At 69.6% G+C, this 19,654-nt stretch carries 21 protein-coding genes and 1 tRNA gene; 14 read left to right on the top strand and 8 right to left on the bottom strand.

Annotated features, from left to right (window positions below; all coding sequences use genetic code 11):
* Positions 1-147 precede the first annotated feature (147 nt).
* Together DCW30_RS06550 and DCW30_RS06545 are read left to right on the top strand one after the other, a co-directional pair.
* Positions 148-2,568 (top strand): immune inhibitor A domain-containing protein, encoded by a 2,421-nt coding sequence (locus tag DCW30_RS06550; RefSeq protein WP_076685943.1) that lies wholly within the window; start codon positions 148-150, stop codon positions 2,566-2,568.
* Positions 2,569-2,679: 111 nt separating this feature from the next.
* Complete coding sequence (locus DCW30_RS06545; RefSeq protein WP_062776231.1) at positions 2,680-3,024, top strand: hypothetical protein; 345 nt, start codon at positions 2,680-2,682, stop codon at positions 3,022-3,024.
* On the opposite strand, the gene DCW30_RS06540 is transcribed toward DCW30_RS06545, so the two are convergent.
* Both DCW30_RS06540 and DCW30_RS06535 read right to left on the bottom strand, forming a co-directional pair.
* Positions 3,002-3,586 (bottom strand): isochorismatase family protein, encoded by a 585-nt coding sequence (locus DCW30_RS06540; protein ID WP_076685945.1) that lies wholly within the window; start codon positions 3,584-3,586, stop codon positions 3,002-3,004. The genes DCW30_RS06545 and DCW30_RS06540 overlap by 23 nt on opposite strands.
* A gap of 66 nt (positions 3,587-3,652) precedes the next feature.
* Positions 3,653-4,981, bottom strand: a complete 1,329-nt coding sequence (locus DCW30_RS06535; protein WP_062776235.1) for a nicotinate phosphoribosyltransferase — start codon at positions 4,979-4,981, stop codon at positions 3,653-3,655.
* A 79-nt stretch (positions 4,982-5,060) separates the two neighbouring features.
* Here DCW30_RS06535 and clpS point away from each other — a divergent pair, with 79 nt between their 5' ends.
* The 7 genes from clpS to DCW30_RS06505 all read left to right on the top strand — a co-directional run bounded on the left by clpS (position 5,061) and on the right by DCW30_RS06505 (position 10,094).
* A complete protein-coding gene (gene clpS / locus DCW30_RS06530; protein ID WP_062776238.1) occupies positions 5,061-5,375 on the top strand; it encodes an ATP-dependent Clp protease adapter ClpS in 315 nt (104 codons plus the stop codon).
* 73 nt (positions 5,376-5,448) lie between these two features.
* A complete protein-coding gene (locus DCW30_RS06525) occupies positions 5,449-6,045 on the top strand; it encodes a DUF2017 domain-containing protein (RefSeq protein WP_062776242.1) in 597 nt (198 codons plus the stop codon).
* Between the two features lie 370 nt (positions 6,046-6,415).
* On the top strand, positions 6,416-7,912 hold the full coding sequence (locus DCW30_RS06520; protein ID WP_076689262.1) for an amino acid permease: 1,497 nt from the start codon (positions 6,416-6,418) through the stop codon (positions 7,910-7,912).
* A gap of 142 nt (positions 7,913-8,054) precedes the next feature.
* Entirely contained in the window at positions 8,055-8,477 is a 423-nt protein-coding gene (locus DCW30_RS06515; protein ID WP_062776244.1) for a M67 family metallopeptidase, read from the top strand.
* A gap of 111 nt (positions 8,478-8,588) precedes the next feature.
* The gene (locus tag DCW30_RS38075) at positions 8,589-8,693 is read left to right on the top strand and encodes a putative leader peptide (RefSeq protein WP_324611537.1); all 105 of its coding nucleotides are present in this window, start codon (positions 8,589-8,591) and stop codon (positions 8,691-8,693) included.
* 156 nt (positions 8,694-8,849) lie between these two features.
* Positions 8,850-9,128: a MoaD/ThiS family protein gene (locus DCW30_RS06510; protein ID WP_062776246.1), complete on the top strand. Its 279-nt coding sequence runs from the start codon at positions 8,850-8,852 to the stop codon at positions 9,126-9,128.
* A gap of 12 nt (positions 9,129-9,140) precedes the next feature.
* Positions 9,141-10,094, top strand: a complete 954-nt coding sequence (locus DCW30_RS06505; protein WP_076685947.1) for a PLP-dependent cysteine synthase family protein — start codon at positions 9,141-9,143, stop codon at positions 10,092-10,094.
* Positions 10,095-10,380: 286 nt separating this feature from the next.
* On the opposite strand, the gene DCW30_RS06500 is transcribed toward DCW30_RS06505, so the two are convergent.
* Positions 10,381-10,842, bottom strand: coding sequence for a type II toxin-antitoxin system PemK/MazF family toxin (locus DCW30_RS06500; RefSeq protein ID WP_062776250.1), 462 nt, complete (start codon positions 10,840-10,842; stop codon positions 10,381-10,383).
* 286 nt (positions 10,843-11,128) lie between these two features.
* Here DCW30_RS06500 and DCW30_RS06495 point away from each other — a divergent pair, with 286 nt between their 5' ends.
* Complete coding sequence (locus DCW30_RS06495; protein ID WP_076685949.1) at positions 11,129-11,881, top strand: MBL fold metallo-hydrolase; 753 nt, start codon at positions 11,129-11,131, stop codon at positions 11,879-11,881.
* A 105-nt stretch (positions 11,882-11,986) separates the two neighbouring features.
* Here the strand turns inward: DCW30_RS06495 and DCW30_RS06490 are convergent, their stop codons facing one another.
* Complete coding sequence (locus DCW30_RS06490; RefSeq protein ID WP_062776255.1) at positions 11,987-13,234, bottom strand: PTS transporter subunit EIIC; 1,248 nt, start codon at positions 13,232-13,234, stop codon at positions 11,987-11,989.
* Positions 13,235-13,528: 294 nt separating this feature from the next.
* On the bottom strand, positions 13,529-14,842 hold the full coding sequence (locus tag DCW30_RS06485; RefSeq protein ID WP_062776257.1) for a PTS transporter subunit EIIC: 1,314 nt from the start codon (positions 14,840-14,842) through the stop codon (positions 13,529-13,531).
* Between the two features lie 153 nt (positions 14,843-14,995).
* Between DCW30_RS06485 and DCW30_RS06480 the strand changes: the two genes are divergently transcribed.
* From DCW30_RS06480 to rdgB, 4 genes are all read left to right on the top strand, one after another.
* Positions 14,996-15,349, top strand: coding sequence for a PTS sugar transporter subunit IIB (locus DCW30_RS06480; protein ID WP_257788604.1), 354 nt, complete (start codon positions 14,996-14,998; stop codon positions 15,347-15,349).
* Between the two features lie 752 nt (positions 15,350-16,101).
* A complete protein-coding gene (gene rph / locus DCW30_RS06475; protein ID WP_062776261.1) occupies positions 16,102-16,833 on the top strand; it encodes a ribonuclease PH in 732 nt (243 codons plus the stop codon).
* 132 nt (positions 16,834-16,965) lie between these two features.
* Positions 16,966-17,361 (top strand): prefoldin domain-containing protein, encoded by a 396-nt coding sequence (locus DCW30_RS06470; protein WP_062776263.1) that lies wholly within the window; start codon positions 16,966-16,968, stop codon positions 17,359-17,361.
* A gap of 42 nt (positions 17,362-17,403) precedes the next feature.
* On the top strand, positions 17,404-18,006 hold the full coding sequence (rdgB, locus tag DCW30_RS06465; RefSeq protein WP_076689266.1) for an RdgB/HAM1 family non-canonical purine NTP pyrophosphatase: 603 nt from the start codon (positions 17,404-17,406) through the stop codon (positions 18,004-18,006).
* 64 nt (positions 18,007-18,070) lie between these two features.
* Here the strand turns inward: rdgB and DCW30_RS06460 are convergent.
* From DCW30_RS06460 to DCW30_RS06450, 3 genes are all read right to left on the bottom strand, one after another.
* Positions 18,071-18,156 (bottom strand) — tRNA-Leu (locus tag DCW30_RS06460).
* Positions 18,157-18,224: 68 nt separating this feature from the next.
* Complete coding sequence (locus tag DCW30_RS06455) at positions 18,225-18,881, bottom strand: HNH endonuclease (RefSeq protein ID WP_076685951.1); 657 nt, start codon at positions 18,879-18,881, stop codon at positions 18,225-18,227.
* Positions 18,878-19,522 (bottom strand): HNH endonuclease, encoded by a 645-nt coding sequence (locus DCW30_RS06450; protein ID WP_076685952.1) that lies wholly within the window; start codon positions 19,520-19,522, stop codon positions 18,878-18,880. The genes DCW30_RS06455 and DCW30_RS06450 overlap by 4 nt, the downstream gene beginning before the upstream one ends.
* Positions 19,523-19,654 lie beyond the last annotated feature (132 nt).

The following is a 19,654-nucleotide window of genomic DNA, read 5'->3' as shown; positions in this document are numbered from 1 at the left end:
CTTGGCCTGTTCAAGTCAAGGTCTGTCTTTTCTCCCGTACTTCCGGTCGAATGTCGTCACTTGTGACGCGTACATCGCGCGCGGACCTCCTCCGACCGGGATTTCGGTCCGCCATTCGCGCGGGCGCGTGGGGAGGAACCAGATCAAGTGACAACGAGAACACGGACGTTCAGAGCCGCGGCGGTGGCCGTGGCGGTGGCCGCTGCCGCCGCCACCTACTCGGCGAGCACGGCCACGGCCGCACCGGGGGACGGGAGCCCCTCCGGGGCGCCCGCCGTCGACCGGCAGGACCCTGCGCGCCCGAAGGCGCACGTCGACCACGACCTCGAAGGTCCGTTCAGCAAGCAGCAGGCGCAGCAGCGCAAGGCGGCCCTCCAGCAGGTCGTCGCGGGCGACGCCAAGGTGCAGAAGCGGGGCGGCTCCCAGGTCGTCAAGCTCGACGACAAGAAGTACGTCGAGCTGGGCCGCGAGAAGACCGACAAGATCTTCACGATCCTCGTCGAGTTCGGGGACAAGGTCGACGACACGACCATGTACGACCCGGACGGCCCCGAGGGCCCCGAGGCGCCGGTCAAGAAGTACGGCGGCAAGCCCGGCCCGCTGCACAACAAGATAGCCAAGCCGGACCGCAAGAAGGACAACAGCACGGCCTGGCAGAAGGACTACGACCGCGCCCACTTCCAGGACCTGTACTTCGGTGAGGGCAAGGACAAGAAGGGCAAGCAGAAGCACTCGCTGAAGACCTACTACGAGAAGACCTCCTCCGGCCGCTACTCGGTCGACGGCGAGGTCTCCGACTGGGTCAAGGTCGACTACAACGAGGCCCGCTACGGCTCGAACTACTGCGGCGACACCAACTGCCCGAACGTCTGGGACGCGGTCAAGGACGGCGTGAGCGCCTGGGCCAAGGACCAGAAGGCCCAGGGCCGCACGGACGCGCAGATCAAGGCGGACCTGGCCAAGTACGACCTCTGGGACCGCTACGACTTCGACAACGACGGCGACTTCAACGAGTCCGACGGCTACATCGACCACTTCCAGATCGTCCACGCGGGCGAGGACGAGTCGGCCGGCGGCGGCGCCGAGGGCGAGAACGCCCTGTGGGCGCACCGCTGGTACGCCTACGGCAACGACGCGGGCAAGACCGGCCCCGGCAACAACAAGGCCGGCGGCACGCAGATCGGCGACACCGGCATCTGGGTCGGCGACTACACGATGCAGCCGGAGAACGGCGGCCTCGGCGTCTTCGCCCACGAGTACGGCCACGACCTCGGCCTGCCCGACCTGTACGACACCTCGGGCAAGGGGGAGAACTCGGTCGGCTTCTGGTCGCTGATGTCGGCCGGTTCCTGGCTCGGCACCGGCAAGGACGCCATCGGTGACATGCCGGGCGACATGACCGCCTGGGACAAGTTCCAGCTGGGCTGGCTCGACTACGCCAAGGCGAAGGCCGCGACGGAGTCCGAGCACAAGCTGGGCGTCTCCGCGTACAACACCCGGCACCGCCAGGCGCTCGTCGTCGACCTGCCGAAGAAGTCCGTCAAGACCACCGTCGTGAAGCCCGCCGAGGGCTCCAAGCAGTGGTGGAGCGACCAGGGCGACGACCTCAAGAACACCCTGACGCGCTCCGTCGACCTCACCGGCAAGTCCAAGGCCGAGCTGTCGCTCCAGGGCTGGTGGGACATCGAGGCCAACTACGACTACCTCTACACCGAGGTCTCGACGGACAACGGCGCCAACTGGACGCCGGTGGACGGCACCGCCGACGGCAAGCCGATCACCCGCGACGCCGGTGACAAGCCCGCGCTGACCGGTGTCTCGGGCGCGTACAAGAAGCTGGCCTTCCCGCTCGACGGCTACGCCGGCAAGAAGATCGACATCCGCTTCCGCTACGCCACCGACGGCGGCGCGGGCGGCAAGGGCTTCGCGGCCGACGCCCTGGCGGTCACCGCGGACGGCGCGAAGGTCTTCGAGGACGGCGCCGAGGGCGACGACAACGGCTGGACGTCGAAGGGCTTCTCGCGCATCGGCGAGTCCTTCACCAAGAAGTACGACCAGTACTACCTGGCCGAGAACCGCCAGTACGTGTCGTACGACAAGACCCTTGAGGTCGGCCCGTACAACTTCGGCTTCTCCAAGTCCCGTCCGGACTGGGTCGAGCACTACCCGTACCAGACCGGTCTGATGGTCTGGCAGTGGGACACCTCGCAGAAGGACAACAACACCAGCGCCCACCCGGGCCAGGGTCTGATCCTTCCGGTGGACGCCCACGCCAAGCCGATGAAGTGGAAGGACGGCACGCTCCTCCGCAACAAGATCCAGCCGTACGACGCGCCGTTCAGCAAGTACAGCACCGACTCGTTCACGCTCCACAACGCGGACGTGCCGCTGAAGCTCCTGAAGCGCAAGGGTGTCTCGGTCTTCGACGACCACAAGGGCACCTACTGGTACAAGGAGAACCCCACGGGAAGTGTCAAGGTCACTGACACCAACACCCGGATCAAGATCCTCGAGCAGCCCAAGGACGGCTCGACGATCACGGTCCAGGTCGGCCCCTCCACGAAGTAAGTAGCGTTTCCGCAGGTCAAACCATGATCGGCCGTCGCCCTCTAGCGGGCGGCGGCCGATCGTGTTTAGGTGCGTCGTGTGGTTCTCTTATTGACAGGGGTGTGACCGGGGATGTCCGCAGGAGGTTTCTGCAAGCTGCCGAACGGCAGCGTGGTGGTGGCGCTGACCCTGCCGGGACCCGCGCCGCGCGGCGGCGCGGTCCGGGTGATCGTCCACGCCGTCAACCGCGCCAGGGCCCTCACCCGGGTCCGCAACCTCGGCCTGCGGGCGGTCTACCTCCGGGGCAACGCGGCGCCCCCGACCCCGGACGAGGTCACGGCGGTCCTGCACCACCCGGACGGCCTCATATGGCGCACGGCCCCGGACGACGCGCGGGAGCTGTGGCATCCGGTGCGGGCGCTCAAGCGCCGGACCGGGCCGGGCCCCGAGGCGGTCACACGACGGGCTTGCCCGTGAGCTCGACCCCCGCGGAGCGGAGCTCGACCAGAGCCGCTTCCGTGGTCGCGGGAGCGACCCCCGCGGTCAGGTCGAGCAGCACGGTGGTCCCGAACCCCTCCCGGGCCGCGTCGAGCGCGGTGGCCCGCACGCAGTGGTCCGTGGCGACGCCCACCACGTCCACCTCGGTGATCTCCCGCGACCGCAGCCACTCCGCCAGGGACAGGCCGTTCTCGTCGACCCCCTCGAACCCGCTGTAGGCGGCGGAGTGCGCCCCCTTGTCGAAGACGGCGTCGATGGCGCCGGAGGCGACGGCGGGAGCGAAGTTCGGGTGGAACCCGACGCCCTCCGTGCCCGCCACGCAGTGCGGCGGCCAGGAGTCCACGTAGTCGGGGTGGTCGGAGAAGTGCGCCCCCGGGTCGACGTGGTGGTCCCGCGTGGCCACCACGTGCCGGTAGCAGGCCGGGGCCTGCCCGATCAGCTCCGTGATGGCGGCGGCCACGTCGGCGCCACCGGCGACCGCGAGGCTGCCGCCCTCACAGAAGTCGTTCTGGACGTCTACGACGATCAGCGCGCGGCGCATGGCGGATTCCTTCTGCTGGAGAGACTACGAGCGTAGAGACTGCGTGTGCCCTGCGGGAAGAGGGACTCAGACGTACTCGGTGGGAATGACCGCCTCGCCCCGCGAGAGCTGCGTCGCCGACAGGGGCAGCCGGGCGCGCGCGGCGGCGTGCCGGTCGCGGACCGCGTCCAGCGGCTCACGGGCGAGCACCTCACCGCCCTTGACCAGCTCGACCTGGAGCTGGTGCTCGACGAGCCCGTCCGGCACGGCTCCGGTGCCGATCACCTCGGCCTCGGCCACGCCGTACGCGTCCTCGCGCCGCGCCGCCCACTTCCGGCCACCCATGGAGCTCTTGGCGCCCAGCGACTTCTTCGCCACCGGTTCGAGCGGGGCCCCGGGCTCCGCCGAGTGCGCGCGGGCCACCAGTTTGTAGACCATCGAGGCCGTGGGGTGCCCGGAGCCCGTGACGAGCTGCGTGCCCACGCCGTACGCGTCCACGGGCGCCGCCGCGAGCGAGGCGATGGCGTACTCGTCGAGGTCGGACGTCACGACGATCTTCGTCTCCGTCGCCCCGAGGTCGTCGAGCTGCTGGCGCACCCGGTGGGCGACGAGGAGCAGGTCCCCGGAGTCGATGCGCACGGCGCCGAGCTCGGGCCCCGCGACCTCGACGGCCATCCGGACGGCCTCGGTCACGTCGTAGGTGTCCACGAGCAGGGTGGTGCCGCGGCCGAGCGAGTCGACCTGGGCCCGGAAGGCGTCCCGTTCGTTGTCGTGCAGCAGGGTGAAGGCGTGGGCGCTGGTGCCGACGGTCGGGATGCCGTAGCGGAACCCGGCGGCCAGGTCGGAGGTGGTCGCGAAGCCGCCGACGTAGGCGGCGCGGGAGGCGGCGACGGCGGCCAGCTCGTGGGTGCGGCGGGCGCCCATCTCGATCAGCGGGCGGTCGCCGGCGGCGGAGGACATCCGCGAGGCGGCGGCGGCGATCGCCGAGTCGTGGTTGAGGATGGAGAGGATCACGGTCTCCAGGAGCACGCACTCCGCGAAGGACCCCTCGACCCGCAGGATCGGCGAGCCGGGGAAGTAGACCTCGCCCTCGGGGTAGCCCCAGATGTCGCCGGTGAAGCGGTAGTCGGCGAGCCAGGCGAGCGTCGTCTCGTCGACGATGTTCCGCTCGCGCAGGAAGCCCAGCACGCCGGCGTCGAAGCGGAAGTTCTCGACGGCGTCGAGCACCCGGCCCGTTCCGGCCACCACGCCGTAGCGCCGCCCCTCGGGCAGCCTGCGGGTGAAGACCTCGAAGACCGAGCGCCGGTCGCCGGTGCCCGCCTTCAGCGCGGCCTGCAGCATCGTCAGCTCGTACTGGTCCGTGAAGAGCGCCGTCGACGGAACATCCACCGGCAGCCCTAGGTCCGCTGTGTTCATACGAAGGATGCTACCCGCATCTCGTCACTTTGACGATTTCCCGGGCCCGTTTGTGCGAGGGGCCCTCCGGGGTGGCAGCATGGGCCATGTGAGTACGGCTCCCGCAGAGATCACCCGCCCGGAATCGGACGAAGAGGCGCACGTCGCCCCCGAGCCGGACGTTCCCTGGATCACGCTCGTGCACAACGACCCGGTCAATCTGATGAGCTACGTGTCGTACGTCTTCCAGACCTATTTCGGGTACTCGAAGGACAAGGCCGACAAATTGATGATGGACGTGCACCACAAGGGCCGGGCGGTCGTCTCCAGCGGCACGCGCGAGGAGATGGAGCGCGACGTGCAGGCCATGCACGGGTACGGCCTGTGGGCCACGCTCCAGCAGGACCGCAAGTGAGGGCCGTGAGGGCGGGGACCGCGGACGGGCGGACCCGTCGGCGGCGGACGGACCGGAAGCAGCGACGCATCTGATGCCAGGACACTTCGAACCGATCCCCGGGGGCGGCGCGGCCGTCGCGCTCGACGAGGTCGAGATCTCGATCATCCGCTCCCTCGCCGTGCAGCTCCTGGAGCTGATCGGCCCCGGGCCGGGCGGCGAGCCGTCGGACGACCCCCTCGCCGAGCTGTTCGCGGAGGGCCCGAGTGAGCCGCCGGCCGATCCGGTGATGCGGCGCCTGCTGCCCGACGCGTACGGCGGGCCCGGCAGCGAGGCCGGGGACGAGGACGAGCTGCGCGCCTATTCGTCCGAGTTCCGCCGCTTCACGGAGAACGACCTGCGGGCGAAGAAGCGGGACGACGCCCTCGTCGTGATCCGTTCGCTCGACGCGGCGATGTCGGCGGGCGAGGGCGAAACTGTCCTGAAACTGACGGTCGAGGAGTCCCGGAACTGGCTCGGAGCCCTCAACGACCTCCGGCTCGCGATCGGCACGCGGCTGGAAGTCGCCGACGAGGACGACGCCGAGTTGCTGTACCGGCTGCCCGACTCCGACCCGCGCAAGCCGATGGTGATGGCCTACCTCTGGCTGGGCGGATTGCAGGAGACGCTGGTCGGGACGTTGATGAACTAGGTCCGACGCGAGTTCGGTGCAGAATGCAGCAAAAGTTGTTGTAGTGGACAGCTTCTGTTCACGCGGCGGGCCGTTCGCTCATCGGATGCTCAAATCCGGATAACGATCGCGTCAAGTCGTTGCCCACTTTCACCCGCATGTGTGGCATCTTGTCCGCTTTTCCTTGTGGTGTGTGCCACAAGTGGCTCATTCCCTCACTGTTGCCACCGTGATAAATCTTCACGACCGCTCGGCGACGCCACCCATGTCGCCGGGGGCGCTCGGGCCGGCAGACCGTCGGTAGCACTCCATCCATATCCGGGGGGATCAGGACCTGATCCGCGGCACACCGCAGGAAGCGGCGCGGATCAGCATGGAGAAAGGCGTCACCATGACCTCAGTGCAGGTCGAAGAGCATCACGACGAGCACGGCGGCAATGGTGTCGTCCAGGGCTCCTCCGGCGAGGGCGAGGGCTACCAGCGCGGTCTGGGCGCCCGGCAGATCCAGATGATCGCCATCGGCGGCGCCATCGGCACCGGCCTCTTCCTCGGCGCGGGCAAGGCCATCCACAAGGCGGGCCCCAGCCTCATCCTGGCGTACGCCATCGCGGGCCTCGTCATCTTCTTCATCATGCGGGCGCTCGGCGAGCTCCTCATGTACCGCGCCGTGTCGGGCTCCTTCGCGGAGTACGCGCGCGAGTTCATTGGTCCGTTCTTCGGATTCGTGACCGGCTGGACGTACTGGCTCTTCTGGGTCGTCACCGGCATCACGGAAGTCACCGCGGCGGCCCAGTACATGCAGTACTGGACCCACGACTCGTTCCCGCAATGGGCCTACGCGCTGGTCTTCACCGTCATCCTGTACGGCGCGAACCTCATCTCCGTGAAGCTCTTCGGCGAGCTGGAGTTCTGGTTCTCGATGGTCAAGGTCACCGCCATCATCGGCATGATCCTGATCTGTGTCGGCATCCTCACCATCGGCTTCTCCGACGCCGGTGACACCGCGACCGTCGCCCACCTGTGGAACCAGGGCGGCTTCTTCCCCAACGGCATCGGCTCCACGCTGATGACGCTGCAGATCGTGATGTTCGCCTTCCTCGCCGTCGAGCTGGTCGGCGTCACCGCCGGCGAGTCCAAGGACCCGAAGACCGTCCTGCCCAAGGCCATCAACACCGTGCCGTGGCGCATCGCCGTCTTCTACGTCGGCGCGCTGATCATGATCCTGTCGGTCGTCCCGTGGACGCACTTCCAGCCCGGCGTCTCGCCGTTCGTCGCCGCCTTCGAGAAGATGGGCCTCGGCGTCGGCGCCGCGATCGTGAACTTCGTGGTCCTCACCGCCGCGCTCTCCTCCTGCAACTCCGGCATGTACTCCACCGGCCGCATGCTGCGCGACCTGGCGCTCAACGGCCAGGGCCCGAAGTTCTTCACCAGGCTCACGAAGAACGGCCTGCCGCTGATCGGCACCACGGCCTCGGCCGCCTTCATGCTGGTCGGCGTCTGGATCAACTACCAGTGGCCGGGCGAGGCGTTCAACTATGTCGTCTCCTTCGCGACCATCTCCGGCATGTGGGCCTGGATCATGATCCTGTGCAGCCAGATCCGCTACCGCCGCAAGGCCGACCGCGGCGAGCTGCCGCAGTCCACCTTCAAGGCGCCCGGAGCCCCGTACACGAGCTGGTTCGCGCTGCTCTTCATCGGCATGGTCATCGTGATGATGGGCATCGACAAGGACGCGCGGATCTCGCTGTACGCCGCCCCGTTCTGGGCCGCGATCCTCGGCGTCTCCTACCTGGTCCTCAAGAAGCGCAACCCGCAGGCCGCCGCGTTCAACAAGCGCAAGACCGGCGTGGCCGCCTCCTCCGACGGCGGTCCCGTCACCAAGGACTGACCCCGGCCGACCTGGTCCTGCCTGACCTGGTCGTGACCGACCTGGCCGCGAAAGGCCTGGTCACAGAGGCTGTTGTCCAGCATGTGGGCCCGGCCGTACCACACTCCGGTACGGTTCGGGCCCTCTGCTTATCCTGGCTCCCATGCTGACCATCACCCAGGCCCTCCACGACCAGATCGTCGCGCACGCGCGCCAGGACCACCCCGACGAGGCATGCGGCGTCGTCGCGGGCCCGGCGGGCGCCGGCCGACCCGAGCGGTTCATCCCGATGCTGAACGCGGCGCGCTCGCCCACGTTCTACGAGTTCGACTCGGGCGACCTGCTCAAGCTGTACCGCGAGATGGACGACCGGGACGAGGAGCCGGTGATCGTCTACCACTCGCACACCGCGACCGAGGCGTACCCCTCCCGCACCGACGTCACGTACGCCAACGAGCCCGGCGCCCACTACGTCCTCGTCTCCACCGCGGACACCGACGACGCGGGCCCCTTCCAGTTCCGCTCGTACCGCATCGTGGACGGCGAGATCACGGAGGAAGAGGTGCGGGTGGTCGAGGCGTACTGAGCCCGCCGCAGAGCCCCTCCCGGGTGGCGCGCGCCCGCATGCTGAACACCGACCGTCCGCGATACGAGATCACATTCCAGGACCCGGACCGGGAATCGATACGATGACCGCATGGTTCCCCATGACGTGAGCGAAGAGACGCCGAGCGCCCTGCTGCTCGTGGCGCGGCTGCACGTCGACCTGTGCCGCCTCGCCAGCGCCATCTGTTCCGGCTGAACCGTTCCGCCGCACGGCCCCGGGGGCCGCGCCGCCGCACGCCCGCACCGCGCGCGGCACCCCCGGCCGGCGCCGCACGCGCGCCCGCCACCCCGAACTCCTCGAATCTCCGCTTCTCGACTCCCCGCCTCTCGACTCCCGACAGGAGCCCTCAGCATGGCCATCGAGGTCCGCATCCCGACCATCCTCCGCACCTACACCGACGGCGAGAAGGCCGTGCAGGGCAGCGGCGACACCCTCGCCGAGCTCCTCACCGACCTCGACTCCCGGCACGAGGGCATCGCCGCGCGCATCGTCGACGACGGCAAGCTCCGGCGCTTCGTGAACGTGTACCTCAATGACGAGGACGTCCGCTTCCTCGACGGCATCTCCACGAAGCTCGCCGACGGCGACAGCGTCACGATCCTGCCGGCCGTCGCCGGCGGCATGGTCTAGGCCCGATCAGGGATGCCTCGCTACGACTCCCCGCTCGCCGCGGTCGGCAACACGCCGCTCGTACGCCTGCCGCGGCTCTCGCCCTCGGCGGACGTCCGCATCTGGGCCAAGCTGGAGGACCGCAACCCGACCGGCTCCATCAAGGACCGGCCGGCCCTGCACATGGTCGAACAGGCCGAGAAGGAAGGCCGGTTGACGCCCGGCTGCACGATCCTGGAGCCGACCTCCGGCAACACCGGCATCTCGCTCGCCATGGCGGCCAAGCTCAAGGGCTACCGCATCGTGTGCGTCATGCCGGAGAACACCTCCCAGGAGCGGCGCGACCTGCTCGCCATGTGGGGAGCCGAGATCATCTCGTCCCCCGCGGCGGGCGGCTCCAACACCGCGGTCCGCGTGGCCAAGGAGCTGTCGGCCGAGCATCCGGACTGGGTGATGCTCTACCAGTACGGCAACCCGGACAACGCGGGCGCCCACTACTCCACGACGGGCCCGGAGATCTTCGCCGACCTCCCCTCCATCACCCACTTCGTCGCGGGTCTCGGCACCACCGGCACCCTCATGGGCGTCGGCAGGTACCTGCGCGAGCAGAACCCCGACATCAAGATCGTCGCCGCCGAGCCGCGCTACGACGACCTCGTCTACGGCCTGCGCAACCTCGACGAGGGCTTCGTCCCCGAGCTGTACGACGCCTCGGTCCTCACCACCCGGTTCTCCGTCGGCTCGGCCGACGCGGTCACCCGCACTCGCGAACTCCTCCAGCAAGAGGGCATCTTCGCGGGCGTCTCCACCGGCGCGGCCCTGCACGCCGCGATCGGCGTCGGCCGGAAGGCCGTCAAGGCGGGGGAGGCGGCGGACATCGTCTTCGTCGTCGCCGACGGCGGCTGGAAGTACCTCTCGACCGGCGTCTACACCGCGCCGACGACCGAGGCGGCCATCGAGACGCTCCAGGGCCAGCTGTGGGCTTGACCGCCCGGGGGGACGGGGGCACGCTTCCGGCGGTCGGCGCTTCCGGTGCCGGTGCTGACCGGCGGTCGTATCACCGGCTCCGCCGGTTCGTCCTCCAACGCCGGACGGGCTGAACTGTTGGCTCCGCCCGGTTTTGGCGTGGACGCCGGGCGGGCTGGGACGTCTTGGTTCGTCCGGTTTTGACGTGGACGCCGGGCGGGCTGGGCTTGGCTCGGCCCGGTTCTGGCGTGAATGCCGGAGGGACGGGCCGAAACAGTTGCATGTTTCGGTGCGTCCGGTGCCGTCGTCACCTGGCCAGGTACTTGACCTGGTCCCACAGCGCCGGGTCCACCGTGCCGACCCTGCGCCGGAAGTCCCACAGCGGTACGTCGCGCAGCTCGTCGGTCTCCAGGAAGCTCGCGCGGCCCTGCGCGTCGCCCACCGAACCCGGCGGCAGCGGAACCACCCCCGCCCGCTCCTCGTGGTACCGGCTGGTGATCTTCGCGACGCGCGCCCGCTGACCGCGGACCGAGAGCACCAGACAGGGCCGGTCCTTCGCCCCCGGCCCGTCCTCGTACGGCACCCGCGCCCACCAGATCTCCGCCGGCCGCGGCGCGGGCAACCGCCCCCGCGGCCCCCGCGGAGGCCGGGAAGGACCCGGCGGCCGGGCACTCCGCTTCCGGGCCCCGCGCCCCCAGCCGTCCACCACCGTGGCGACCACGGCGAGCACCACCACGGCCGCCAGCGCGAGCCACCAAGACGTGTCCATGGCACCGACGGTACCGGCGCGCTCACCGCACCGCCCGCCACCCCCGGTCACCTGCGCATACACCAACCCGGCCGACAACACCCCCGGTCACACGCTTCACGCCGCCCCACTGCGTCCGTACGCCCCCCGAACCGGTGACACCGCAGGTGAGTTCGCCCACAACGGCCCACGGCGGAGGAGCGACCAGGCCTTTTGCGCCTTACGCTCGACGGACCGCACCCCCCGGCTCCCCTTGTCGGTCCACAGCTCCCTTGTCAGTCCACGCCAGCGCGGAGGTCCCAGCTTCATGAAGCTCACCGTCGTCGGCTGCTCGGGGTCGTTTCCGTCCGCGGACTCGGCCTGTTCGAGCTACCTCGTCGAGGCCGACGGCTTCCGGTTGCTGCTCGACATGGGCAACGGCGCCCTCGGCGAGCTGCAGCGCCACGTCGGTCTCTACGACCTCGACGCGATCTTCCTCAGCCATCTGCACGCCGATCACTGCATCGACATGTGCGCGTACTTCGTGGCCCGCTACTACCGGCACGAGGGCGGACGCTGCGCCCCCATCCCGGTCTACGGTCCCGAGGGCACCGAGCAGAGGCTCACCACCGCGTACGCCGACACGCCCTCCGCGTCCTCGATGAGCGAGGTCTTCGACTTCCACACGGTCAAGCCCGCCTCGTTCGACATCGGCCCGTTCTCGGTGCGCACCGAGAAGGTGCGGCACCCCGTGGAGGCGTACGCGATCCGCGTCGAGCACGGCGGCAGGTCCCTCACGTACTCCGGGGACACCGGCACCTGCGGCGCGCTGGACGACCTGGCCGCGGGCACCGACCTCTTCCTCTGCGAGGCGGCGTTCACGGACGGCAAGGAGAACATCCCGGACCTGCACCTGAACGGCCGCGAGGCAGGCGAGTGCGCCACTCGCGCCGGTGCGGGCCGCCTCGTGCTGACCCACATCCCCCCATGGACGGACCCCCAGGTCAACCTGGCGGACGCCCGAACGGCGTACGCCGGGCCGGTGGCCCTGGCGGCGCCGGGTGCGACGTACGAGATCTGACCCGTACGGGACCTGCACGACGCCCGGCACGACGCAGGGGGAAGGCCCCGGAACCGAGCCGGTTCCGGGGCCTTCCCCCTGCGGTGCGAGGTGACGCGGTGAGGGCTACGCCTTCGTGAGGTCCTCGATCTCCTCCTCGGGCTCGCGGCCCGGGGTGGTGAGGTTGAACTTGAGGATCGCGAACCGGAAGACGAAGTAGTACAGCGCCGCGAAGACCAGGCCGATCGGGATGATCAGCCATGGCTTGGTCGCCAGGCTCCAGTTGAGCGCGTAGTCGATGAAGCCGGCCGAGAAGTTGAAGCCGGCGTGCACTCCGAGCGCCCAGGTCACCGCCATGGAGATGGCCGTGAGCACGATGTGCAGCACGTACAGGACCGGGGCGATGAACATGAAGGTGAACTCGATCGGCTCGGTCACACCGGTGACGAACGAGGTCAGCGCCAGCGAGACCATCATGCCCATCACGACCTTGCGGCGCTCGGGGCGTGCGCAGTGCGCGATGGCTATCGCGGCGGCCGGGAGACCGAACATCATGATCGGGAAGAAGCCCGACATGTACATACCGGCGGACGGGTCACCGGCGAGGAAGCGGGCGATGTCACCGTGGACGACGTCGCCGCCGTCGTTGAACGAACCGAGCTGGAACCAGGCGATGGTGTTGACGAACTGGTGCATGCCGATCGGGATCAGCGCGCGGTTGATGCCGCCGAAGAGCGCGGAGCCGCCGGCGCCGAGGCCGGTCATCCACTCGGCGAAGTTCTCGATGCCGTGGCCGATGGGCTCCCAGACGAGGCCGAAGAAGACACCGACGATGATGCCGACGAAGGCCATGATGATCGGCACGAGGCGGCGGCCGTTGAAGAAGCCGAGCCAGTCGACCAGCTTGGTGCGGTGGTACTTCTGCCACAGCACCGCGGCGAGCAGACCCATGATGATGCCGCCGAGGACACCGGGGTTGTTGAAGACCGCCGGAGCGTCCTCGCCCTTCTTGACCACCGCTTCGGTGACCGGGAAGGCCTCCAGCACCTTGCTGTAGACGAGGAAGCCGACGACGGCCGCGAGCGCGGTGGAGCCGTCCGACTTCTTGGCGAAGCCGATGGCCACGCCGATGCAGAAGAGGATCGGCAGGGAGCCGGTGATCGCGCCGCCGGCGTTGTTGAAGACCGCGGCGACCTTGTCCCAGCCGAGGCCGTCCTTGCCGAAGACATCGTCCTGCCCGAGCCTGACCATGATGCCGGCGGCGGGCAAAACGGCGATGGGCAGCTGCAGGCTGCGGCCCACCTTCTGCAGGCCCTGGAACAGGCCGGAGCCCCGCTTCTTCGCGGGCGCCGCCTTGGCGGTGGCCGTACTCATGACTTCCTCCATGTGCGGGCGCTGTCGGGGACAGTTGGGGGTGGACAGCACGCCGTGGTCTACACCACTCACTGGTGTAGACCTGTTGTAGCACGGTGAAGGTGACGTAAGGAACCCGCGATTCCTGTGGGGTCGGCCATATCCCGACATGGCAGACGAAAGGTCCTCGGACCCGAAGTCCGAGGACCTTCCGCTTACGGCGGGGAAGCCTCTGCCCCATGGTGTCATGCCCCGTCGGGCGCCGGCCCGAGTAGCCAGGGGTGGCCAGGGCAAAGGCGGGGCCCGGACGCCGGATCAGGCCTTGGTCTGCGCCCTGTCCTCCGCCTCCGACTCCTCCTCCGGTTCGCGGCCCGGCGTGTGCAGGTCGAACTTGGTGATGACCAGCCGGAAGAGGAAGTAGTAGACGACCGCGAAGCAGAGCCCGATCGGGATGATCAACCAGGGCTTCGTCGCCAGGCTCCAGTTGATGACGTAGTCGATCAGCCCCGCCGAGAAGCTGAAACCGTCCTTCACGCCCAGCGCCCACGTCACCGCCATCGAGACGCCGGTCAGCACCGCGTGGATCGCGTACAAGAGGGGGGCGATGAAGAGGAACGAGTACTCGATCGGCTCGGTGATCCCCGTGACGAACGACGTCAGGCCCACCGAGAGCATCATGCCGCCGACCACCTTGCGCCGCTCCGGGCGCGCGCAGTGCGTGATCGCGAGGGCCGCGGCGGGCAGCGCGAACATCATGATCGGGAAGAACCCCGAGGTGAACTGCCCCGCCGTCGGGTCGCCCGCGAGGAAACGGTTGATGTCACCGTGCACGACCGTGCCGTCCGGCTTCGTGTAGTCCCCGAACTGGAACCACACGAACGTATTGAGGAACTGGTGCAGTCCGACCGTCAGCAGCGCGCGGTTGGCGACGCCGAAGATGCCCGAGCCCAGCCACCCCAGATCCACCAGCCACTTGGAGAAGCTGGTCAGCGCGTCACCGATCGGCGGCCAGATCCAGACGCAGAGCCCGGCGAAGACCAGGCCGACGAACGCCATGATGATCGGCACGAGGCGGCGGCCGTTGAAGAAGCCGAGCCAGTCCACCAGCTTCACGCGGTGGTAGCGCTGCCAGAACCAGGCCGCGAGCAGCCCCATCACGATGCCGCCGAAGACCCCCGGATTCTGGTACGCGGCCTGCGCGACCGTGCCGTCCTCCGCGACGCAGACCCCGCCCCACATCCCGGCGCCGCCGAACGTCGTGTCTTCGGGGCAGTCGTCGGGGAAGGCGCGGAGCACCGCGAAGTAGACGAGGAAACCGGTGACGGCCGCCAGCGCCGTCGAGCCGTCCGACTTCTTCGCCATGCCGATCGCGACGCCGATGCAGAACAGCAGCGGCAGCCCGAGCGAGGAGTCGAGGAGCGAGCCGCCCGCCGCGGCGAAGACCTTGGCGACGTTCGTCCAGCCCAGACCGTCGTCGCCGAAGACGTCCGGCTGGCCGAGCCGGTTGAGGATGCCGGCGGCCGGCAGGACGGCGATGGGCAGCTGAAGGCTCCGCCCCATCTTCTGCAGGCCCTGGAACAGGCCGTTCCACCACTTCTTCCGTGGCGCCGCGGTGGCGTCGGAACTCATCGGCGTCCTCCCGGACGGGCCAGGTTTGGCGGTCGTCGGCGGTCGTGGAAAACTGGTGTAGACCAGTCACGGCACGGTGGGTGTGCCGACCCCGGAACGGGCCGACACCATGACCGTCATCATTGGGCACGACTGCCGCAACCGCCCGCGAAGATGGTCCAACCGTGCGTTACCGTGACGACGCGGACCTACGGTGCGTCGAGGCCGCGTCCTCTGGCTGCGCTCCCGGGCGAACCCCGGACCCGCGCCACAAGCAACTCAGGGAGAAACACCATGGCCACCAAGGCTGAGAAGATCGTTGCCGGGCTCGGCGGCATCGACAACATCGAAGAGGTCGAGGGCTGCATCACCCGCCTCCGCACCGAGGTCAAGGACCCCGGCCTGGTCGACGACGCCGCCCTGAAGGCCGCCGGCGCCCACGGCGTCGTCAAGATGGGCACCGCGATCCAGGTCGTCATCGGCACCGACGCCGACCCGATCGCCGCGGACATCGAAGACATGATGTGACCGCCTGACCCCTCCCACGCCGAAAGGCCCTCGCCGCAAGCCGCGGCGGGGGCCTTCCGCGCGAGCGCGCGAGGGGGACGGGACAAGCCAGTCCGGGGGCGCAGCGGGGGTGGGGCTGGTTTGGTGTGTGGGGGTGAGCGTGGGCAGGGGTGGGGCCGGGCCGGTCTGGTGGGTACGGGGATGAGTGCGGGCGCGGCGGGGATCGAGCCGGTCCGGTGTGCGAGGACGGGTGCGGGTCGAGTTGGTGATCGAGCCGGTCCGGTGTGTGGGGATGAGTGCGAGGGGCGAGGGGAATCGGGCCGGTCCGGTGCGTGAGGACGGGTGTGGGCAGGGGGATCGAGCCGGTCCGGTGTGTGGGGCGCGCGCGGGCCGCGGCCGAATTGGAGCCCGTCCGGCGTTTGAGGACGAGCGCGGAGCGCGATGATGGAGCCCGTCCGGCGATTGAGGACGAGCGCGCAGCGCGATCAGGGGCAGCAACAAGGGCCGGCGGCAAGAGGAAGCCGCCACCAGGGCAGCAACGAGGGCCGACCGCAGAGGAAGCCGCCACCAGGGCAGCAACGGGGGCCGGCGGCAAGAGGAAGCCGCCACCAGGGCAGCAACGAGGAACGGCGGCAAGAGACAACCGCCACCAAGGGCAGCGACAAGGGCCGGCGGCAAGAGGGGGCGAGGGGCGGCGAGGGCCCCCGGGGGGCCAGGGGCGAAGCCACGGCGGGCGGCACCCCGCAGACCGCTGAAAGGCTAGGCTCAACGCCATGTCTCGAATCGACGGCCGCACCCCCGAACAACTCCGCCCGATCACCATCGAACGCGGCTGGAGCAAGCACGCCGAGGGCTCCGTCCTCGTCTCCTTCGGCGACACCAAGGTCTTCTGCACCGCCTCCGTCACCGAAGGCGTCCCCCGCTGGCGCAAGGGCAGCGGCGAGGGCTGGGTCACCGCCGAATACTCGATGCTGCCCCGCTCCACCAACACCCGCGGCGACCGCGAGGCCGTCCGCGGCAAGATCGGCGGCCGCACCCACGAGATCAGCCGCCTCATCGGCAGATCCCTGCGCGCCGTCATCGACTACAAGGCCCTCGGCGAGAACACCATCGTCCTCGACTGCGACGTCCTCCAGGCCGACGGCGGCACCCGCACCGCCGCCATCACCGGCGCCTACGTCGCCCTCGCCGACGCCGTCACCTGGGCCCAGGGCAAGAAGCTCGTCAAGCCCGGCCGCAAGCCCCTCACCGGCACCGTCAGCGCCGTCTCCGTCGGCATCGTCGGCGGCGAACCGCTCCTCGACCTCTGCTACGAGGAAGACGTCCGCGCCGACACCGACATGAACGTCGTCTGCACCGGCGACGGCCGCTTCGTCGAGGTCCAGGGCACCGCCGAGGCCGAGCCCTTCGACCGCAAGGAACTGAACGCGCTCCTCGACCTCGCCGTCGCCGGCTGCGACGACCTCGCCGCCCACCAGCGCGCGGCCCTGGAGGCCACGCTCTAGCCGCACCGGCAGGCGATGGGGGACGACGTCGGCCGCGCGAGGCAACCAATACCCCCTCGCAGCACGTTCTTACGAGTACGGGCGCACGGGCAGAACCGTGCGCTCGTCCGTACCCTGGGGAGGGACCGAACCATGGCCGCGCGCCACCGCCGTATCGCCACCGCTGTCGCCACAGCTCTCATCGTCGTCCCGGCCGGCGTCGGCCTCGTCGGCTGCGACGCCGTCTCGAAGGCCATGGACTGCGTCCAGACCGCGGACGTGATCGCCGACAGCGTCACCGACCTGCAGCAGGCCGCCGAGAACGCGGCCGACAACCCCGCCGAGGCCGACCGCGCCCTCGACGACATCGGCAAGAACCTCGACAAGATCGGTGAGAAGACCGACGACACCGACGTCGACAAGGCCGTCGACGACCTCGACAAGGCCGTCGACAACGTCCGCGAGGCCATCGAGAACGGCGACTCCACACCGGACGTCAGCCCCGTCACGGACGCGGCGGGGGAGCTGACGAAGGTCTGCACGCCGTAGCGGGGCCGCGCCCGCGGCCGGGTGGTGGGGATACTGGACGCCATGACCCGCCTCATCCTCGCCACCCGTAACGCCGGCAAGATCACCGAACTGCGGGCGATCCTCGCCGACGCGGGGCTCCCGCACGAACTCGTCGGCGCCGACGCCTATCCCGAGATTCCCGACGTCAAGGAAACCGGCGTCACCTTCGCCGAGAACGCCCTGCTCAAGGCGCACGCCCTCGCCCGGGCCACCGGGCTGCCCGCCGTCGCCGACGACTCCGGGCTCTGCGTGGACGTCCTCGGCGGGGCCCCCGGCATCTTCTCCGCCCGCTGGGCCGGCCGCCACGGCGACGACGCCGCGAACCTGGAGCTGCTCCTCGCCCAGCTCGGCGACATCGCGGCCCCGCACCGCGCGGCCCACTTCGCCTGCGCGGCGGCCCTCGCCCTGCCCGACGGCACGGAACGCGTCGTCGAGGGCCGGCTCCGCGGCACCCTCCGCACGGCCCCTGCGGGCTCCGGCGGCTTCGGCTACGACCCGATCCTCCAGCCGGACGGCGAGACCCGCACGTGCGCGGAGCTCTCGGCCGCGGAGAAGAACGCGATCAGCCATCGCGGGGAGGCGTTCCGGGCGCTGGCGCCGGTGGTGCGCGAACTGCTGGGCTGAGGCTCGTACCTACGGCGAAGGCTTGGGTCCCGCGAGGCGAGATCCAAGCCTTCGTTTGCAAGGTTGGTGCGGCCGATGGGATTCGAACCCACATGGGCTTCCGCCCAGAGGCACCTAAAACCTCCGCTTATACCATTCAGCAACGGCCGCCAGAGCTGCCAGCATCGTATAGGCAACGCGGCGACGGCGGAACGTGAGGTGATGTCGCACGTGACGCCCTACAGAGCCCTGCGGCCGCCCCGGCACCAGGTGTCCGTGGTCGCGTGGCAGTTGGGGCACAGCAGGCGCAGATTCTCGCGCCGGTCGTCGTGCCGGTCACCGTTGACGTGGTCCACCTCCAGCGTCATGGCCCGCCCGCGCCATTCGGGCGGGGTTCCGCACTCGGCACAGAGTTCGGGTACGCCGACCTCGCGCAGCGCTCGGCGCAGCAGGGCGGTTCTCGTGCGATGCGGCCCGTCGTGCCTGACGAGGATGTCGGCGGCGGCCTTGACGGGGGTGGGCCCGGGTCTGCCCCGCTGGTGGGCCTGGCCGAGGAAATGGGCGGTGCTGGACCCGTCTACCTGGATCCACTGCCGCAGCAGAGCGCGCGATCGGCTGTTCTCCGGCCGCCCCAGGGCGCGCAGCGCCCCAGCGATCGACGTACTCTCGGCCACCGCTCTTCCGACCTCGTCCGGCGTGGGCCTGGGGCGAGGCCCGCTGCGGGCGCGCGGAATGTGGGTGACATCGATGCCGTGGTCATCGAAGCGCTTGAACAGGTGGCGGCGGAGATCGCGGTAGGGGCGTGCTCCGACGAAGGCGATGACCTCCCCGATGGTCTCGCAGTTCTCCGCGGCTTCCGACAGGAGTTCCCGTGTGTAGCGGAGCGGCTCGCTCATGACCGCCGCCCCTTGCCGCGGCCGCGGTAGGTGTCCGTGGTCGCATGGCAGTTGGGGCACAGCAGCCGCAGGTTCTCGATCCGGTTGTCGCGCCAGTCGCCGCTGATGTGATCGACCTCCAGCGGCAGGGGACGCCCTCGCCACAGCGGCCCGGTTCCGCACCACGCGCATTGCTCCCGCACTCCCAGTTCGGTCATGGCTCGCTTGAGCAGACCGCTGGGCATGCGACGGGGCGAATCCGGGGCCAGGACTTCCGCGGGCGTGCGTCTGCGACGGTTGCCCCGCGCGGTGCCTCCGGTGGGTGAGGGCCGTGCGAAGTGCGACGTGTCGATCCCGAGGGCCTTGATGCGGCGGGTGATGTTCGTGTGGTGGCCTCCCACGAGCTCGATACCGAGATACGGCAATACGCCGTTCACGCTCGTCGACGCGGCCACCGCGGCTTCGAGGGCTTCGATGGTCCACCGCGTCCCCTCCCTCTGGAAGTGCGACGTGTCCACTCCCAGCCTCCGCATGCGCTCGCGCACGTAGCGGCGCGTCGTGGTCCGCGGATCCACCCCCAGCTTGCGCAGCGCCTCGGACATCGTCCGCGACGAGCCGGCGGCCTCCTCCAGGCGCTCCTTGGTGTACGGACTGACCGGCATCGTTCCCCTCCGTCCCGGCCACGCGTTCGCGGCCTAAACGGAGTAACGACCCGACAATCGGACCGTCACGCCCGATATGCGGAGCGGCCCGCCCCGCTTGCCGGAGCAAGAGGGGCGGGCCGCGGGGGGGGG

The organism is Streptomyces alfalfae (assembly GCF_004127445.1).
Taxonomy (GTDB): Bacteria; Actinomycetota; Actinomycetes; order Streptomycetales; family Streptomycetaceae; genus Streptomyces; species Streptomyces alfalfae.
This window is presented reverse-complemented; position numbering and strand designations above follow the sequence as displayed.

What these genes read in the sequence shown, in the direction of transcription:
- DCW30_RS06470 (WP_062776263.1), top strand. Translation starts at nt 16,966, where the DNA reads ATGGCCGCGCGCCACCGCCGTATCGCCACCGCTGTCGCCACAGCTCTC.
- DCW30_RS06500 (WP_062776250.1), bottom strand. Translation starts at nt 10,842, where the DNA reads ATGGACACGTCTTGGTGGCTCGCGCTGGCGGCCGTGGTGGTGCTCGCC.
- clpS (WP_062776238.1), top strand. Translation starts at nt 5,061, where the DNA reads ATGGGCCATGTGAGTACGGCTCCCGCAGAGATCACCCGCCCGGAATCG.
- DCW30_RS06545 (WP_062776231.1), top strand. Translation starts at nt 2,680, where the DNA reads ATGTCCGCAGGAGGTTTCTGCAAGCTGCCGAACGGCAGCGTGGTGGTG.
- rph (WP_062776261.1), top strand. Translation starts at nt 16,102, where the DNA reads ATGTCTCGAATCGACGGCCGCACCCCCGAACAACTCCGCCCGATCACC.
- DCW30_RS06495 (WP_076685949.1), top strand. Translation starts at nt 11,129, where the DNA reads ATGAAGCTCACCGTCGTCGGCTGCTCGGGGTCGTTTCCGTCCGCGGAC.
- DCW30_RS38075 (WP_324611537.1), top strand. Translation starts at nt 8,589, where the DNA reads ATGGTTCCCCATGACGTGAGCGAAGAGACGCCGAGCGCCCTGCTGCTC.
- DCW30_RS06490 (WP_062776255.1), bottom strand. Translation starts at nt 13,234, where the DNA reads ATGAGTACGGCCACCGCCAAGGCGGCGCCCGCGAAGAAGCGGGGCTCC.
- DCW30_RS06525 (WP_062776242.1), top strand. Translation starts at nt 5,449, where the DNA reads ATGCCAGGACACTTCGAACCGATCCCCGGGGGCGGCGCGGCCGTCGCG.
- DCW30_RS06535 (WP_062776235.1), bottom strand. Translation starts at nt 4,981, where the DNA reads ATGAACACAGCGGACCTAGGGCTGCCGGTGGATGTTCCGTCGACGGCG.
- DCW30_RS06455 (WP_076685951.1), bottom strand. Translation starts at nt 18,881, where the DNA reads ATGAGCGAGCCGCTCCGCTACACACGGGAACTCCTGTCGGAAGCCGCG.
- rdgB (WP_076689266.1), top strand. Translation starts at nt 17,404, where the DNA reads ATGACCCGCCTCATCCTCGCCACCCGTAACGCCGGCAAGATCACCGAA.
- DCW30_RS06515 (WP_062776244.1), top strand. Translation starts at nt 8,055, where the DNA reads ATGCTGACCATCACCCAGGCCCTCCACGACCAGATCGTCGCGCACGCG.
- DCW30_RS06480 (WP_257788604.1), top strand. Translation starts at nt 14,996, where the DNA reads ATGGTCCAACCGTGCGTTACCGTGACGACGCGGACCTACGGTGCGTCG.
- DCW30_RS06450 (WP_076685952.1), bottom strand. Translation starts at nt 19,522, where the DNA reads ATGCCGGTCAGTCCGTACACCAAGGAGCGCCTGGAGGAGGCCGCCGGC.
- DCW30_RS06510 (WP_062776246.1), top strand. Translation starts at nt 8,850, where the DNA reads ATGGCCATCGAGGTCCGCATCCCGACCATCCTCCGCACCTACACCGAC.
- DCW30_RS06540 (WP_076685945.1), bottom strand. Translation starts at nt 3,586, where the DNA reads ATGCGCCGCGCGCTGATCGTCGTAGACGTCCAGAACGACTTCTGTGAG.
- DCW30_RS06520 (WP_076689262.1), top strand. Translation starts at nt 6,416, where the DNA reads ATGACCTCAGTGCAGGTCGAAGAGCATCACGACGAGCACGGCGGCAAT.
- DCW30_RS06485 (WP_062776257.1), bottom strand. Translation starts at nt 14,842, where the DNA reads ATGAGTTCCGACGCCACCGCGGCGCCACGGAAGAAGTGGTGGAACGGC.
- DCW30_RS06505 (WP_076685947.1), top strand. Translation starts at nt 9,141, where the DNA reads ATGCCTCGCTACGACTCCCCGCTCGCCGCGGTCGGCAACACGCCGCTC.